18 protein-coding genes and 1 pseudogene are annotated in these 16,848 nt (G+C 37.6%); 11 read left to right on the forward strand and 8 right to left on the reverse strand.

The genetic code is table 11. The features are described 5' to 3' along the window. Nucleotides 1–5 precede the first annotated feature (5 nt). Together I6F54_RS12150 and I6F54_RS12155 are read left to right on the forward strand one after the other, a co-directional pair. Nucleotides 6–338, forward strand: coding sequence for a Na+/H+ antiporter subunit G (locus I6F54_RS12150; RefSeq protein WP_007585525.1), 333 nt, complete (start codon nt 6–8; stop codon nt 336–338). A gap of 130 nt (nt 339–468) precedes the next feature. Next, nucleotides 469–969, forward strand: a complete 501-nt coding sequence (locus I6F54_RS12155; RefSeq protein ID WP_165742258.1) for a DUF2059 domain-containing protein — start codon at nt 469–471, stop codon at nt 967–969. A 21-nt stretch (nt 970–990) separates the two neighbouring features. Here the strand turns inward: I6F54_RS12155 and I6F54_RS12160 are convergent, their stop codons facing one another. Continuing rightward, on the reverse strand, nt 991–3,633 hold the full coding sequence (locus I6F54_RS12160; RefSeq protein ID WP_166419157.1) for an EAL domain-containing protein: 2,643 nt from the start codon (nt 3,631–3,633) through the stop codon (nt 991–993). A 320-nt stretch (nt 3,634–3,953) separates the two neighbouring features. Here I6F54_RS12160 and I6F54_RS12165 point away from each other — a divergent pair, with 320 nt between their 5' ends. The 7 genes and pseudogenes from I6F54_RS12165 to I6F54_RS12195 all read left to right on the forward strand — a co-directional run. Then, nucleotides 3,954–4,397, forward strand: coding sequence for a MerR family transcriptional regulator (locus tag I6F54_RS12165; protein ID WP_165741484.1), 444 nt, complete (start codon nt 3,954–3,956; stop codon nt 4,395–4,397). After that, on the forward strand, nt 4,387–6,633 hold the full coding sequence (locus tag I6F54_RS12170) for a heavy metal translocating P-type ATPase (protein ID WP_165741482.1): 2,247 nt from the start codon (nt 4,387–4,389) through the stop codon (nt 6,631–6,633). The genes I6F54_RS12165 and I6F54_RS12170 overlap by 11 nt, the downstream gene beginning before the upstream one ends. A 20-nt stretch (nt 6,634–6,653) precedes the next feature. Beyond that, nucleotides 6,654–7,007, forward strand: coding sequence for a cupredoxin domain-containing protein (locus tag I6F54_RS12175; protein WP_165728929.1), 354 nt, complete (start codon nt 6,654–6,656; stop codon nt 7,005–7,007). Nucleotides 7,008–7,082: 75 nt separating this feature from the next. After that, the gene (locus tag I6F54_RS12180) at nt 7,083–7,298 is read left to right on the forward strand and encodes a TIGR02450 family Trp-rich protein (protein ID WP_002958506.1); all 216 of its coding nucleotides are present in this window, start codon (nt 7,083–7,085) and stop codon (nt 7,296–7,298) included. A 627-nt stretch (nt 7,299–7,925) separates the two neighbouring features. Next, entirely contained in the window at nt 7,926–8,138 is a 213-nt protein-coding gene (locus tag I6F54_RS12185) for a calmodulin (RefSeq protein ID WP_007585535.1), read from the forward strand. Between the two features lie 169 nt (nt 8,139–8,307). Further along, on the forward strand, nt 8,308–8,514 hold the full coding sequence (locus I6F54_RS12190) for a calmodulin (protein WP_165728928.1): 207 nt from the start codon (nt 8,308–8,310) through the stop codon (nt 8,512–8,514). Between the two features lie 371 nt (nt 8,515–8,885). Beyond that, nucleotides 8,886–9,080: pseudogene (locus I6F54_RS12195) on the forward strand (EF-hand domain-containing protein); the annotation flags it as partial. A gap of 260 nt (nt 9,081–9,340) precedes the next feature. Here I6F54_RS12195 and I6F54_RS12200 read toward each other — a convergent pair. Then, nucleotides 9,341–10,957 (reverse strand): M28 family metallopeptidase, encoded by a 1,617-nt coding sequence (locus I6F54_RS12200; protein ID WP_197141546.1) that lies wholly within the window; start codon nt 10,955–10,957, stop codon nt 9,341–9,343. A gap of 142 nt (nt 10,958–11,099) precedes the next feature. Here I6F54_RS12200 and I6F54_RS12205 point away from each other — a divergent pair, with 142 nt between their 5' ends. Continuing rightward, nucleotides 11,100–11,249, forward strand: a complete 150-nt coding sequence (locus I6F54_RS12205) for a hypothetical protein (protein WP_197141548.1) — start codon at nt 11,100–11,102, stop codon at nt 11,247–11,249. Nucleotides 11,250–11,262: 13 nt separating this feature from the next. Here I6F54_RS12205 and I6F54_RS12210 read toward each other — a convergent pair whose 3' ends face one another. Beyond that, nucleotides 11,263–12,357 carry an MBL fold metallo-hydrolase gene (locus I6F54_RS12210; protein WP_197141550.1) on the reverse strand — a complete coding sequence of 365 codons (1,095 nt, stop codon included), beginning with the start codon at nt 12,355–12,357 and terminating at the stop codon, nt 11,263–11,265. A 122-nt stretch (nt 12,358–12,479) separates the two neighbouring features. Here I6F54_RS12210 and I6F54_RS12215 point away from each other — a divergent pair, with 122 nt between their 5' ends. Beyond that, nucleotides 12,480–13,073 carry a TetR/AcrR family transcriptional regulator gene (locus tag I6F54_RS12215; protein ID WP_197141552.1) on the forward strand — a complete coding sequence of 198 codons (594 nt, stop codon included), beginning with the start codon at nt 12,480–12,482 and terminating at the stop codon, nt 13,071–13,073. Nucleotides 13,074–13,142: 69 nt separating this feature from the next. Here I6F54_RS12215 and I6F54_RS12220 read toward each other — a convergent pair whose 3' ends face one another. The 5 genes from I6F54_RS12220 to I6F54_RS12240 form a co-directional block, all read right to left on the reverse strand. Beyond that, complete coding sequence (locus I6F54_RS12220; RefSeq protein WP_007585551.1) at nt 13,143–13,382, reverse strand: RNA recognition motif domain-containing protein; 240 nt, start codon at nt 13,380–13,382, stop codon at nt 13,143–13,145. A 170-nt stretch (nt 13,383–13,552) separates the two neighbouring features. Next, on the reverse strand, nt 13,553–14,518 hold the full coding sequence (gene lipA, locus I6F54_RS12225; protein ID WP_002958515.1) for a lipoyl synthase: 966 nt from the start codon (nt 14,516–14,518) through the stop codon (nt 13,553–13,555). Continuing rightward, a complete protein-coding gene (lipB, locus tag I6F54_RS12230) occupies nt 14,515–15,168 on the reverse strand; it encodes a lipoyl(octanoyl) transferase LipB (protein WP_096792742.1) in 654 nt (217 codons plus the stop codon). The genes lipA and lipB overlap by 4 nt, the downstream gene beginning before the upstream one ends. Nucleotides 15,169–15,187: 19 nt before the next feature. Continuing rightward, complete coding sequence (gene ybeD / locus I6F54_RS12235; RefSeq protein ID WP_002958517.1) at nt 15,188–15,466, reverse strand: DUF493 family protein YbeD; 279 nt, start codon at nt 15,464–15,466, stop codon at nt 15,188–15,190. A 175-nt stretch (nt 15,467–15,641) separates the two neighbouring features. After that, nucleotides 15,642–16,805: a serine hydrolase gene (locus I6F54_RS12240; RefSeq protein WP_197141554.1), complete on the reverse strand. Its 1,164-nt coding sequence runs from the start codon at nt 16,803–16,805 to the stop codon at nt 15,642–15,644. Between the last annotated feature and the right edge of the window lie 43 nt (nt 16,806–16,848).

Below are 16,848 nucleotides of genomic sequence, written 5' to 3' on the forward strand. Positions count from 1 at the left end.
AAAACATGATCAGCGAATGGGTTGTATCAATATTATTGTTATTTGGTGGTACGTTTATTTTAATTGGCTCAATAGGCTTAGTTAAACTACCTGACTTTTTTATGCGTTTGCATGGGCCAACTAAAGCAACAACGTTGGGCATGGCAAGTATGCTAATTGCAGCTATGGTTTATTTTGCAAATTCAGGGCATGGCCTAAGTGTTAAAGAAATACTCATTACTATATTTTTACTAATTACGGCACCGATTAGTGGTTACATGCTAATAAAGTCAGCTATTCATCATAAGCTAAAAGCCAAAGAAGGCACTAAAGGCCTAGATAATGTAGAAGACGATTAACATAAAAATATATTTATAAAAGGCCGAATAAATTCATTTTACTCGGCCTTTTTAGTGATTGCTTGTACCCTTTACAAGACTAATTAATAATGTAACTATAAAACGATTATTTATATGAAAGGATATTATTATGGGTAAGGTACTACTTTTATCATTACTGATTTTTTCTAGTAGTTTATATGCTGAACAAAATACTAAGCAGCAAAAAATAGATGAACTTATTAGTGTAATGAATTTAGATTCAATGGTTGACTCTATGTACGGCCAGGTTGAAGGTATGATGAAAGGCATGTCAGACCAAATGGGCGTTAAGCCTTCTGAGCAGCCAATTTTTGATAAATACTACGCAGATATGACAGCAGTATTAAAAACGCAAATGAGCTGGGCTAAAATGCAGCCAATGATGGTTAACGTGTACGACAAGCATTTTAATGAACAAGAAATTGCCGATATGTTAGCTTTTTATAAAACAGATACTGGGCAAAAAATACTCGCTAAAATGCCAGTTGTAATGCAAGAATCTATGCAAATGTCACAAAGCTTAATGCAAGATGCAATGCCTAAAATACAAGCTTTAGCGCAGCAACTAAGTGACGAATTAAAAGTATCTCGCGAGGGTGAAAATAAGTAAGGCTGATATTTATCTAAACTTTTATTTTTCATCACATGGGCAGGGTTTACCAATATGGTAGCCCTGTACATAGTTAACACCGATAGTCTCAAGTATTTGGTTAATCTGTTCATTCTCTACAAACTCTGCAATGGTCTGCATTCCCATCATATGGGCTATTTCATTAATAGATTTGACTATTTGTTGATCTACTTGGCTGCGTTCAATATTTTTAATTAAACTGCCATCTATTTTAAGATAATCAGCTGGTAGGTTTTTTAAATATTCGTAAGTAGACGCGCCACTGCCAAAATCATCGATTGCGAACTTAATACCAAGTACTTTCATCTCTCTTATAAAATTTTGAACTTTAGTTATCTGAGATATAGCAGCTGTTTCGGTGATTTCAAAACAAATATTCTTAGCATTGATATCACTTTTTTTTATGAGTTTAATTATGTGTTGTACAAACGCCTCATTACTTAGGCTAATCCCAGATAAGTTAATAGATACAAGGGTATTATTATCAGGGAAAAACTCTCTATATCTCACTAATAAAGTACTCACTACCCATTGATCTATTAATGTTATTAAGCCATTTTTTTCTGCAGCTGGAATAAATAAATCAGGGGGAATTAGTTTATTATCAAGCGCTTTAAAGCGAATTAAAATTTCGTAGTGGGCTTGTTCACTTATAGAAGAGCTTAGTGGAGCTATTTGCTGTTTAACTAAAAAAAACTGATTATTAGTAATAGCTTGGCTAATATTCGCAATATAGCCTATTTGAAGTGCTTCGTTGTATAAACTATTGTTACCGTGATCGGTAATATAAACACGACCTCGGCCTAGTTCTTTAGCTTTATAGCACGCTAGATCTGCTTTACTAAGTAACTCTGTCGCATTTAGTCCATATGTTATAGGCACCATACCTATACTAATACCTGAGTCAAAAATTCGTTCATTCCATATAAACTTATAGCTTCTAATCGTACTAATTATTTTTTCACAGGTGAGCTGAGCTTGCTCTAAAGTTGAATCATTAACTAATAAAGCAAATTCGTCCCCGCCTAAACGTGCAAGTAAGTCTTTATTAGTAATGCTTTGCTTTATAAGTGTCGCGACTTCACATAACATGGCATCACCAACTAGGTGACCTGCGCTGTCATTAACTAATTTGAAGCGGTCTAAATCGAGTATACATAAAAAGCGTGGAGCTTGATTATTTTGCTTATTAGATAAGTAAGCTTTCAGTTTTTCATTAAAGGTTTGGCGATTTATAAGCCCAGTAAGTTGGTCATAGCTTGCTTGATATACGACTCGTTCCGAAAGCTGATGTTGCTGTGTGATATCCTTAATTATTCCGCGGTAACCCGAAAAATTACTGTTTTGATCAAAGGTTGGCTTAGCCACGAGCATTAAAATTTTAAGATCTTTACTGGATAATTTTATTTTTATAATTAGGTTTTTTATTTTATTTTTTTTCTCAGTAGCTACTTTATAATTTTCCCAAGGAAACTCAATATTATTGTTATTTTTCAATAATGACTCAAAGGTATGATTAAGCATTTTTTGCTGAGATAAATTAAAAAATAACGTTGTATTACCAGAAATATAGCAAAGTTCACCTAATTGATTTGTTTCCCAAAATACATTTGCGCCAGCTTGAGCTAAGTCTTTATAACGCTGTTGATTTATATTTAATATTTTTTGGTTTTGCTTTGTACGTCGAATTATTTCAGCCATTAATATAATGATGCACAGTGCTGTGCTAAATGCTGTAATAGTAAGCCAAACGTAGGTTTTGTACTTTTTATAAAAGCTTGTTTTTTGATTAATAAGAACTTTAGGTGTGGGGGTTAAAGCTAAATTAATACCAATTTCTTCTAATTTTCCAACATCTAAAACCCATATGCTTTGCGCCTGTAAAATAGGCTGTAACAGTGAAGCCTCAGTACCATTTAATATTTTCTTAATGAGCTGACTCGTCTGCATTGCGTGCTGAATACCGTCAAGTTCGTGTGCGCCAGTTGCGCCATTATTTAACGTAACTTTTGCAATAGTGAATATGGGTCTAGTAGTATGCTTAGCTAGTAAAGAGCTACTCTCGCTCCAGCGAATAAGTTCATTTCTTTGATTGGGATTAATGAGTTGTCCGATCACCAGTATTGGAATGTTTTTAGAGTATGGGGTAAGTGTTGTTGCAATATCTATTTCATTTAAATCGATGACCTCATAAATATGTTTAGGTGCTTTTGGGTCCTTATTAATTGCTCTAATTTTATTTAAGTTTATTTTACCGGTTATACTGCTGTCGGAAATAACAATTAACTGTTCTTTCCCCGTCATTCTCTTTATATCGAATACTGTTTGGGCAAGGTTTCTATTTTCGAAAACACCTGTCATGTTTTTTTTTGCTAAAATTTCAGGTGTAACTTGGTTAATACCACTGTATACAATTGGTAATGAAGGGAAAAATGTAGCCCTGTGACCTGTCACCCACTCGAGTGCAGAGTCATCTGTTACAGCAATAAGGCTTAAATTAGTAGATATGTATTTGTGTTGGAGGTAGGTCAAAAATTGTTCTTTAAATTTTCCTTGAGGATAGCGCTTAGCATCCATAAATTCATGGAATAAATGCGTACTTTTTTCTTCTTTAAAAGAATCTTCAAATCCTTTTTTAAGCATACTGGTCCACTCATGCTCACTATGATAAGAATGAATGATCAGAATATTATTTTTAGCATTTTCTGCTATGCCTAGATTGCTATATAGGCAACCTATAAAAATGATAAGGTATTTTAGCAAAACATAAAATAATCAATTTGTTAGGGAGTTTATAGTATGCGTTTAATTGCACTATATCCAACTTTCGATTAAAAATACGAGTTAAGTTTATACTATTATATTTTTTGTAGGGAAAAGTCATTGCATTTTAATGATGCTATTGACCTATGTGTTGCACCTAGGTTTATTATGAAACTACTGAAACATGACGGAGCTAAATTATGTATGTTAAACAACTCGCCAAGTTAATGGGCGTGACTGCCGATACTGTTCGTCATTACACGCGTGTTGGGTTACTTAATCCAATACGCAGTGAAGAAAATGGCTATCAAGAATATACAAAGCGAGACCAGCAACGTTTAAAGTTTATTATTAGCTCTCGTCAACTTGGTTTTTCACTCAAAGATATTCAACAGATTATAGGCGAGTCAGAGCAGGGGAATTGTCCTTGTCCGTTAACGCGTAAACTCATTACTAAACGCCTAGAAGAAACCGAAGCACTATTTCAAGAAACATTAAAATTACGAAACAGAATGCATGCAGCTCTGGAGCAATGGGATACATCAGCCGATGGTGCAAATACCAGTGACGTGTGTAGTTTAATAGAATCTTTTGTTGATCCAATAAACGATTCTGCAAATAAGGAGCAGCGTAATGACGACTAATACAAAAGACACCGCGCAAAACTTTATTATTGAAGGTGCTAATTGTGGCAGTTGTGTGGCCAAAATTGAAAAAGCCCTCAATAGTGTTCAAGGTGCGCAAAGCGTAGAAATGAACTTTGCTGAGCGTACTGTACGTGTAGAAGGTAAAGCCGACGAAAGCACGCTTATTAAAGCAGTCGAAAACATTGGTTATTCAGCTAAGCCAATGAGTAACGAATCTGATCAAGATGCACTTGATGAAAAAGCAAAGTCAGACGAGGCACATTACAAAAAGCTAATGCGTAATATGATATTAGCGTTAGGAGTCGGTACACCGTTAATGATATACGGGCTTATTTTTGACATGAGTGTAACCACCGACACACAACGAATAGCGTGGTTTTTAGTGGGTATAGTCACGCTTGTAGTTATGGCTATATCAGGTAAACAATTTTACAACGGCGCATGGCAAGCATTTAAAAACCATGCGGCAAATATGGATACATTAATAGCGCTTGGTACAGGTACTGCGTGGTTGTATTCGATGTTTGTAGTAATCGCACCAAATTTATTACCAGAAGTCGCAAGACACGTATATTTTGAAGCGTCATCGATGATCATCGGTTTAATTAGTTTAGGGCTCGCTTTTGAAGTAAAAGCACGTGGGCGAACCTCACAGGCAATTAAACGCTTAATTGGTCTGCAACCAAAAACTGCACGCGTAATACGCGATGATCAAGAGCAAGACATCGACATTAGTGATGTTGTAAAAAATGATGAAGTACGTGTTCGCCCGGGTGAAAAAATCCCTGTAGATGGCGACGTTATTGAAGGCAGCAGTACGGTTGATGAGTCAATGCTTACTGGTGAGCCAATGCCTGCCCGCAAAAAAACGGGCGACAAAGTCGTTGCCGGAAGTATTAATAAAAGTGGCACTTTATTATTTAAAGCCACGCACATTGGTAGCGAAACCACACTTGCCAATATTATCAATATGGTAAAGCGTGCACAAAACTCTAAGCCATCAATAGGGCGCTTAGCTGATGTTATATCAGGGATATTTGTACCAACAGTCATGATTATAGCAGTACTTGCTGGCCTTGCATGGTTAAACTTTGGACCTGAGCCATCAATTGCTTATGCCGTTGTTGCTGTAACCACGGTACTTATTATTGCTTGTCCTTGTGCGCTGGGACTCGCAACCCCTATGTCGGTTATGGTGGGTATTGGTAAAGCCGCTGAGTCGGGAATATTAATTCGAAATGGCGAGTCGCTGCAAACTACATCTAAAATCACCACCATGATTTTAGATAAAACAGGCACTATTACTCAAGGCACACCGCAAGTTACCGATGTGGTTACATTTAACAACAGCGACGAAAATACAGTAATGCAATGTGTTGCAAGCCTTGAAAGTAGCTCAGAGCATCCACTGGCTGAAGCAATTACGGCATACGCTAAAAAGCATGGCTTAACACTGAGTAAAGTTACCGACTTTGATGCCATTACAGGTAAAGGCGTAACTGGCAGTGTTGACGGGCAAACATTGTTATTTGGCAACAAAGCGCTAATGGATAAATACAATGTGAGTGTTGATGATGCAACCGAGCAAGCTCAAACACTTGCCAGTGATGCTAAAACGCCCATGTATTTTGCAAGTAATAATAAGCTCCACGCTATTATTGCTGTAGCAGATCCTATTAAAGAGGATTCAGTAGAAGCGATTAAACGCCTGCAAAATAAAGGTATCCACCTAGTTATGCTAACTGGTGACAACAAAGCCACTGCACAAGCTGTTGCTAAGCAAGTTGGTATTGATGACTTTATTGCAGAAGTAATGCCCGATGACAAAGTAAACGAAGTAACAAAACGCCAAGCCAATGGTGAAATAGTGGGTATGACTGGTGACGGTATTAACGATGCTCCCGCACTTGCGCAAGCCGATGTAGGCTTTGCAATTGGTACAGGTACTGATGTAGCAATAGAAAGTGCAGACATTACCTTAATGCGTGGCTCGTTACATGGCCTTGCTGATGCAATTGCCGTGAGTAATGCAACTATTTCAAATATTAAACAAAACCTATTTGGTGCCTTTATTTATAACGTGGCGGGTATTCCGATTGCAGCCGGCGTGTTGTATCCATTTTTTGGCATATTACTTAACCCCGTTGTAGCAGGAGCTGCTATGGCACTTTCATCGCTTACTGTGGTAAGTAACGCTAATCGCTTACGTTTTTTCAAACCAAATAAATCGTAATTTAAGCTAAGGAGTACATTATGTTGATGATTAATATAGGTGGTGCACTGTTAATAGCCGCAATTATTTATTGGTTTTGGCTATACAAACCAGAGCAAACACAAAGTGATGACAATAAAGTAACGATAGTCGTTGATAACGGTATCTATAAGCCTGGCCATATTCAAGTGGCTGCCAACAAAGAGGTTGTACTTACCTTTGATAGAAAAGACAGCGCACCGTGCGCCGAAACAGTGATATTTCCACAGCTTGATATAAGTAAAGCTCTGGCAATGGGTGATGGTAATACAGTTAAACTACCTGCGCTTGAAGCTGGTGAATATGACTTTCATTGCCAAATGCAAATGTACAAAGGTAAGCTAGTTGCGCAGTAACCTGAACTAAGTAGGTGTTGGGGTCGTATAGTTGCTTTATATAAGCTGTGATATTAGCAGGAGTCGCTATATTAAATGAATAAATTAAACCCTAAAAAATTATTGAATAGTAAATGGACCGCAACACCTGCTATAAATAAAGAAAAGCACTTTATTATTGTTGAGGTGGAATTTGATGAAGACGGCAATGTAATTGAGTGTATTACCGAGGCTGTTATGTCAAAAAATCAATATCCAATTAGTTGGCGAGATTTAAAAGACAACCAAAAGTGGCTACAAGGGTGGAAGTAGTTTAAATCTATATAATTTACCTCCCTCAAATAGTGGCACTTTTAGCGGTACTTTTGCAGATGGCTGGCACACGATGTAGGTTTGCTTAACTCAAGCGAACCTATATTTTACGGCGCATTAAGTTATGAACTCAATGCTATAACTTAGCTTTCACATTGCAACCTTTCTAGATAAATTCGCCATTTGGCAACAAAACAGTTAATTTCAAAATATCACTTCACAATTTTTATAAAATACCTCAAAAAAATATAACTATCTAATTTTAAATAAGTTTATTTTTTAATAAACTTGAATAAATCCTATGTAATTTCCATGTTCATATTCAGTTTATTTTGAAGACGAACCTAAATGCTCCCGTCACTGGCTTTTTAGCTAAAGTGTGTCTTTTTAATTAAAGTTAACTTATTGATTTATATTGGCTTATTTTTTTTAGTTAAATGACTGTTGCTAAAAAGCAACAAAAGCATCTCCCCAAATTTAGCTTCTCTCGCTTTATATTGTTTAACCCATTGTTTTTAAATAACAAATAAAAAGTGGCATCGAAGTTGTAATACCAAGAGTGTATTAAGCAAAACGTGATGAAAGCCAAAGGCCTTAATCGCAACAACCCAATGAAGGAATACTATTATGAAAACATTTCAATCAACATTAGTACTAATGGCGCTAGCTTCTTCATCAGCGGCTTTTGCAGCAACAGATTTTGATACGCTAGACGTAGATGGTAATGGCGCAATCAGCCAAGCCGAAGCTTCAGTAGATGCTGAGCTTTTAAGCAAATTTGAAGAACTCGATACAAACCAAGATGGTGAGCTATCTGAAGATGAGTTTTCTAAGGCCTAAAATTAAAGCCTTAAGCAGTTAATGCTCTGTGATGTTATCTAAATTCTGAGTTGCCAAAGACAACCTAAGTAGGCAAGGGAGCCTACTAAAAAGAATAACCAGGAAGTGACTAGAGAACACTATTGAGCAAATTTATTTAGGACACCGCATACTTTTGAAGGATTAAATTATGAAAAAGCTACAATCAATATTTGTGCTCATAGCTATTGTTTCCTCGTCAGTTGTATTTGCAAACACAGACTTTGAAACACTTGATACAGGCGGCAATGCTTTAATTAATCGCTCTGAAAAATCGGCGCAAGTGATAGAGCAATTTGACGAGCTGAATGTTCAAAGTAGTGGTGGTCCGACAGAAAATGATTTTTTTGAATATTAATTTATTCAAACTTTACTCCTAAAGGATCTTTGAAAAGGACTTCTTACCTCTCTCTTATCAGGCACAAAGCCTAAGGAAACGCTTATGAAAACATTACACAAAACTTTAGGGCGTATTGATCTTTGTGGATTGAAATTTGTTCAATCTAGGAACGATTAAATCGCGGCGCGAGGTTTGTAACCTAGTGGGCTAAGTAAAAACCGAGCAACAAAGAGTTAATAGTCCCTAGAAAGAACCCAAAGGGCAGCGCATGTTTGGTATTTATGCTGCGTTATCGCCTATTTATGGGGAATAACCACACTACATAGGCTCTGCCTTGCCTAAAAACCAAACAGACTGCTGCAAATTCACCCACCAAAGATCAACACGCCCTACCACTTGTAGCCCTAGCTTCTTCTTCAGCGGCGTTTGCTGCGGTAGATTTTGATTCTTTTGATACTGATGGCGACGGCGTAATTAGCAAATCAGAAGCACAAGTAAACTCGCAACTAGTACAGTTATTTGATCAATTAGATACAGATGGAAATGGCGAGTTATCTAAAGAAGAGTTTTCAACGGTTCAGTAACAGGCTTTATATTTGAGTTAGTTGTAAAACCTTACCAGTCATACTCACAAAGCAACTAAGTATTTAATACTTAGTTGCTTTTTTCGTAAAAATTTTTATAGTTTGTCACTATAGACAGATTTACTGTGCTAACTATTTTATTAATAGGGTGCAGGTAATCATGTTTAAAGTGGTACTTGGGCAATAAAAGCATTTATATATGGCTTAATGAAAAAACCCTCCAACTAGGAGGGTTTTATATTACTCAGTAATAGCTATTACTACTTATCTTGTGCGCGCTTAGCTTTAAAGTCAGACTCGCTAGTCCACTTTGGCCAATCGCCATTGTTTGCAAGTTGAGCGGCTATATCAACAATAAGATCTATATCTTGCTTAACTCCCCCTAGCGACCAATCAGCAGAGTAGTCGTCAGCTTCTTTATGGTATTTATGCGCAATGTACTCAGGGTCGGTATCGCCCAGGCTCATAAATAATAAACTAGGCACGCCTTGCTTAGAAAGCGAGAAATGATCAGATCTAAAAAACAAGCCATTTTGCGGGCGAGGATCCATTTTAACAACACGGCCTTGTGATTTTGCAGCCTTTGCTAAATAGTTTTCCATTGTCGATAAATCTTTACCGTATTGTAAAATGTAGTCAGTGCCATCAAGCACGTTCATGCCATCAATATTTAATAAACCGACCATTTTTTTTGTTGGTACAACCGCGCCCGATGCAAACTCTTCAGAACCAATTAATCCCGTTTCTTCTGCTGTAAAGTTAGCAAAAATAATTGAGCGTTTAAATGGTTTTTGCTTGTTCATTTCGCTCATGATGCGTGCAATTTCAAGAGTTGCTGCTGTGCCAGAAGCATTATCTACTGCGCCATTGTAAATTTTAGGACCAGTGTCGGTTTGCTTCGTACCAAAATGATCCCAATGTGCGCTTATAACCACGTACTCGTCAGGTGATTCGCTACCTGTAATTTGTGCAACGACGTTATGCGATTTGGCATGGGATATTTCGTTTTTAAAAACTAGGTTTGCTTTTAAGTTAAGTGGCGTCGCTTTAAAGTCATCACTTAATGCTGCTTGCTTTAAATCTTGATAGTTTAGCTTTGCAGCGTTAAACATTTGCTCGGTCGCATCAAGTGTTAGCCAGCCCATAACCGGTAATTTTGATGCGTTTAAGTTGTTATCCATTAACGTGTATTTAGTACCCGTGTTTGAGCTTTCAACTACGCCCCAAGGGTACGCTGCGGGTGCTGTTTCGTGGACAATAAATACAGCCTTTGCACCTTGGCGAGCCGCTTCTTCATATTTATAAGTCCAGCGACCGTAGTAGGTCATTGCATTGCCAGTAAATAAGGCATCATTTTGAGTCGCAAAGCCTGGGTCGTTAACTAGCACAACCACTGTTTTACCCGTTACATCAATATTTTTATAATCATTCCACTTATATTCTGGCGCATTAATACCATAGCCAACAAATACAACGTCAGAGTTACGTACATCAATTAATGGCTGAAGTTGCTCGGTACGTGCAGTGAAGTCTTTACCTGATTCAAAGCTTAAATCACCTACCTTTAACTGCATATCCTGATTAGCCGTCACCATTGCCATTTTTACAGGCTGTAAGTATTTACCCTTATAAGCTCCGGTTAAACCCAGCGCTTTATATTGCTCGCTTAAGTAGCCTACTGTTTTTACTTCGCCATGAGTAAGCGGGCCGCGGCCTTCAAAGTCATCCGAGGCTAGCGTTTTAATATGTTGTTTAATATTGCTAAGGCTTACACCAGGTGTGTTTTCAAGGTTGGTTTGCTCATCAACAGGGTCTGAGCAGCCAAATAAGGTAACTAGCAAGCTTAAGCTTGCGACTTTTAAAAGAGTCGATGCCATAGTCTTCATATTGTTATTTAATTAGGCTTTCAATATAAAGGAAGCACCGCAGCGATGTCGAATTTTTATCGAAAACTTTTCACGCAATTGCAGATTAGTTTTATAAGGTGTATAAATAACGAACAACCTAAAGGAGCATATAATGAGCCAATGTAAAAAAAGTGGGTATTTATTTATAGCTAGTGGGATTGCATTTCTTGCTGCTGCAATATTAGCTGAACAGGAGGCATTTTTTGTGCTGTCTGCTTCTTTTATAATATTGGGCACTATAAGTATAAAAAAAGCGGCTTAATAGCCGCTTAGTTTTATTTAAATGATTGCAACCACCACTTATCGTGTATGGGGGCATCATTTATTGTAAATATTTGACCAAACTGCGGTGTACTTAATGCAACGTTATTGGCTGTACTTGCTGCTGTCACTCGCTCAAGTGGGTCTATCCAGGTATGAAACGCTAAATCAAATGTACCATTATGAATGGGCACCATGATTTTACCTTGCAAGTCCAAGTGCGCCTTAACAGACTCTTCCGGCGTCATATGAATATCGGCCCAGTCTTTATCATAAGCACCGGTTTCAATAAGCGTTAAATCAAATGGCCCGTACTTGTTACCTATTTCTTTAAAGCCAGCAAAGTAGCCTGAGTCACCACTGAAAAAGAGGTTTTGTTCCTTTGATTTAATAACCCACGACCCCCACAAGGTATTATTTGTATCACTAATACCTCGGCCAGAAAAATGCTGAGTAGGTGTAAAGGCAACTAATGCATGCTCAGTTTCTTGTTCTTGCCACCAATTAAATGAAGATATTTTACTTGGTTCAATCCCCCATTTTTGTAAATCAGTTTCAACACCTAAAGGAACATAAAACTGCTTTGTTTTTGCAGCTAGTTGTTTTACAGCTGCTTTATCAAGGTGGTCGTAATGATTATGCGATATAAGCACTCTATCTATCTCAGGTAGATCAGTAATGCTAATTGGAGTGGGCGAAAAGCGTTTTGGTCCTAAAAACGAAAATGGCGAAGCGCGCTCACTAAATACGGGATCAAGTAGCCAGTATTCACCATGCACTTTTAATAGCACCGTAGAGTGCCCTAATTTGACTACGTGAATGGTATTATTGCTTAATTTATCTAGCATATCTTTTGTTAATGAGTGCATAGGTACCGGACTAGAAGGGCTAATATTGGTACGTTTTTCTTTAATATAGCGCGCTATTAGTCCCAGTGTTTTTTTCAATGTAGTCGGCTCAACTTTGGCATCGTTGTGAAACTTACCATTGTCAAAATGCTTAATATTAGCTGTATTTTCTAACCCATGAGCAACTAAACTTTTATTCACGCTATACACTCCACAAATAATGACGGCGATGATCACAACTAACCATTTAAAAAATGTCATCGTTAAACCTTAAAGTAAACTAGTGAGTGTAGTTTTTCATTATCTATATAAAAAGTAAACTACTTAGTGCATTTTTTTATTGTTTGGTTAAAATACATGTATAAGTAATTGAAGATCCCATTATGAAATTATCAGAAAAAAAACGCATAGATATATTAGAAGCTGCAGAGCAATTATTTTATGAAAATGGTGTAGAGCATACCAGTATGGATCAAATTGCTGCTAAAGCGGGTGCATCAAAGCGTACTGTGTATAACCATTTTATGACTAAAGACGAACTGTTTCAGGCTATATTATCAACGATGCTGGCTAAAATTAATCATGGTGATGTTATTTCCTTTGATAAAAATAAGCCTATTGAGCAACAACTTAGCGCTATTGCAGAGCAAGAAGTAGGGATGCTCACTTCCCCCGATTTTTTACGCATTGCTAAAATAGCTTTTATGCAAATGCTACAAGAGCCACAGTTAGCTAAATCTTTGAGCAATAATACAATGGGATGTATGAGCTACTTTGAAGGTTTTTTAAAAGAGGCTACAAAGGCTAATACTTTAAAAGTTGATGACTTAAGCATTGCAGCAAAACAGTTTGTGTATCAGTTAAAGTCTTTTGTATTTTATCCGTTGCTTTATGGGTTTGAAAAAGCTGAAGAGCAGAAAAATAATAAAGTAATAGAGCAAACTGTTAGTTTGTTTTTAGCTAAATATAAAGCCTAAATGCAATACTGTGCACTAAAAGCAAAAAACCAGCATTAGCTGGTTTTTTAGCATAAGTAGCAGTTAGCTTTAAGCGTCTGCAAGTTTTACGCGGATCTTACTTTTATCAACAGTAGATTGGTTAAGTGCTTTAATAGCGCTTTTACTTTCTATGTCGTTTGGCATTTCTAAAAAGGCAAAGCCTTTAGATTGGCCAGTTTCTTTATCAAGTACTAAGTTACAGGTAGTCACTTTACCGTGCTCTGCAAATAAAGTACGAAGCTCATGCTCAGTGGTAGCACGAGACAAGTTACGAACTAATAGTTTCATAATGAACCTAAATAATTATGTCAGTACTAATTATCTCAACTTAGATGGGTTTAACCTAATTTTATTTGATAAATGGTAAAAAAAATTTATCACATACAAAAATGCCGTTAGTTTAATTTATTAACTAACGGCATTTTTTACTATAAAAGTAGTTTAATACTTAAGTTTATTTATTTCACTTCTTTACCAGCGGCTTGTTGATCTGCGTGGTAGCTTGAGCGTACAAACGGGCCTGAAGCCGCGTGAGTAAAGCCAATTTCGTCTGCATACGCTTTTAAGCCATCAAACTCTACTGGTGGCACGTAGCGCTTAACCGGTAAGTGATGCTTAGAAGGTTGTAGGTATTGGCCTACAGTTAGCATGTCAACGTTATGCGCACGTAAATCGCGAAGTACTTCTTCAATTTCGCTAATTTCTTCACCTAAACCAACCATTAGGCCTGATTTAGTTTTTACTTCTGGGTGAGCTTCTTTAAAGCGACGAAGTAATTCTAAAGACCATTTGTAGTCAGCACCAGGACGAGCTAGTTTATATAAACGTGGCGCAGTTTCAAGATTGTGGTTAAACACATCTGGTGGCGTCTCGATTAGTATCTCTAGTGCGCGGTCCATACGGCCACGAAAATCTGGTACTAAAATTTCGATAGTGATTGTTGGATTGTGCTTACGAATTTCGCGAATACAATCAGCAAAGTGTTGTGCACCACCATCACGTAAATCATCACGGTCAACCGAAGTGATTACAACGTAGCTTAGCTTCATATCTTTAATAGTAAGTGCTAGCTTTTCAGGTTCAGTGGCATCAGGTTTTAATGGGCGACCATGGGCAACATCACAAAATGGGCAACGGCGAGTACATATTGCACCTAAAATCATAAAGGTAGCGGTACCGTGGTTAAAACATTCTGATAGGTTAGGGCACGAAGCCTCTTCACATACCGAGTGTAAGCCATGTTTACGTAGCGCTTTTTTAATGCCGTCAATGCGATCTGTTGATTTAGGTAAGCGAATTTTTAACCATTCTGGCTTACGTAACATTTCAGTTTTTTCTGTAGGTAAAACTTTTACTGGGATCAACGCCATTTTTTCTGCGTCGCGTAGTTTTACACCTGGTTCCATTTTGACTGGTTTATTCATTCGTTTTCAAACCCTTCAGTATGCTTAACCTGTGTTGCATTAAGCTTATTGATCATGTGTTTTACCAATCCTTCACCCGCACTTTCTAGGTTTTGAGGACCATCTAATTCTTTAGTTTGCACCATATTCATGCCCGCATAACCACATGGGTTAATGCGTAAAAATGGACTTAGATCCATATTAACATTTAATGCTAAGCCATGAAACGAGCAACCACGACGAACTCTTAACCCGAGAGATGCAATTTTGCTGTCGTTAACGTAAACACCTGGTGCATCAGCTTTAGCATACGCTTCAATACCGTACTCGGCGAGTGATTCAATAATGCACTCTTCAAGCCACGTAACTAGTTCACGTACACCAATTTTTAAACGACGTAGATTAAATAATACATACATCATCTGTTGGCCTGGACCGTGATAAGTTACCTGTCCGCCACGGTCAACTTTAATCACCTCAATGTCGCCAGGAGCAAGTAAGTGTTCGTCCTTACCAGCTTGACCTTGGGTGAATACACTCTCGTGCTCTACAAGCCAAATTTCATCTGGCGTATTTTCATCACGGGTGTCGGTAAAGTCCTGCATTTTTTGCCAAATTGGCATATAACGCTGGCGACCCAGTTGGCGTACGATCAAAGTGTTTTCGTTCACAACAAATCTCAACTATGGATTAAAGCATGTGGCGTACGTCATCAATATTGCTGATCACGTTGTAAATTTCTTCAATGTGTTTGCCACTAGTAACTGTTGCTACAAGGCTTACTGACTCGTAATTACCTTTGCTGCTTGGTTTTACTTTAGGGGCGTAATCGCCAGGTGCTATTGGTTGTAACTTAGCTAAAATTTGATCAGTTAAGTTTACATTAGCTAAACCCATTATTCTGAATGTAAATGGGCAAGGGTACTCTAGGTACTCATCAAATTTAGTATCTTTAACAGGTTGAACCACGACGGTGACTCCTCATACAAAAGTGTGGACTCTATGCAAGCTTGAAGCTTAATACAGATAGGCAATTAGCAGTCTTGCTTATATGGGGCGCATTCTAACATTTTTCAAGCAAAAAAAAACGCCTCACAGTGGAGACGTTTAAATTAGTTACCCACGTTAGTAGGGCAATTGTAAATTACTGCATTATCTGTAAACGTAAGTAATCATAAATTTTGCTAAAGAAGCTGCCTTCTTCCACTTCTTCAAGTGTTACTAGCGGGTATTGAGCAATATCTTCGCCCTCTAGTTGTAAGAATAACGTACCTACTTTAGTACCTTTAGCAAGTGGTGCTTCAAGCGTGTTATCTAGCTCAAAGTTAGCTTTAAGGTTTTTATGCTGACCACGTGGGATAGTAATCGGTGTATCTTCTAAAATACCTAAAGATACATTTTCTTTGTTACCCATCCAAATACGTTGTTTTGCAAAGCTATCGCCTGCTTTGTACGGAGTAATTGTTTCATAAAAACGAAAACCATAGTTAAGTAGCTTTTTACTTTCTACTTTACGAGCACGTTCGCTGGTAGTACCCATAACAACAGCAATTAAACGCATATCGTTTTTAGTTGCTGAGGTAACTAGGCTGTAGCCTGCTTCTGATGTATGGCCAGTTTTAATACCGTCAACATCTAAGCTTTCGTCCCACAATAATGAGTTACGGTTATATTGCTTAATGCCGTTATAAGTAAATGACTTTTGCTTATAAAGTGCGTATTCGTCTGGCACGTCACGAATAAGTGCAGCACCAAGTGTCGCCATATCGCGCGGAGTTGTGAAGTGCTCGTCAGTATCAAGGCCGTGGCTGTTGATAAAGTGGCTGTTGCTCATACCTAATTTAGCAGCATGTGCATTCATTAAATCAGCAAATGCGCTTTCGCTTCCAGCAATATGCTCAGCCATTGCAACACATGCATCATTACCAGATTGAATAATAATACCGTGGTTAAGCTGATCAACACTAATTTGCTTACCTACTTCAATAAACATTTTAGAAGATTCTGGGAAGTTTTTAGCCCATGCTTTTTCGCTTACCGTTACCATATCGGTATTGGCAATGTTACCGGCTTTAATTTCAGTACCAATTACATAACTGGTCATCATTTTAGTTAAACTTGCAGGTGCTAGCTGTGTGTCAGCTTCACCTTCAGCAATTACTTTACCAGTTGTAAAGTCGACTAAAAAATAACCTTTTGCATTAACTTGAGGTGGTGCCGGAATAATTTGGGCGCTGGCTGAGAATACGGCGGCTGTACAAACTAGGCCGCATACACCTTTGAGGATTTTATGTTTAATAGATTTCATCATACTCATTAATGGTTAAAGTTAAAGATTCGCGTTACGCCAT

The sequence above is a fragment of the Pseudoalteromonas sp. SWXJZ10B genome (assembly GCF_015864475.1).
In the GTDB taxonomy this organism is placed as follows: Bacteria; Pseudomonadota; Gammaproteobacteria; order Enterobacterales; family Alteromonadaceae; genus Pseudoalteromonas; species Pseudoalteromonas arctica.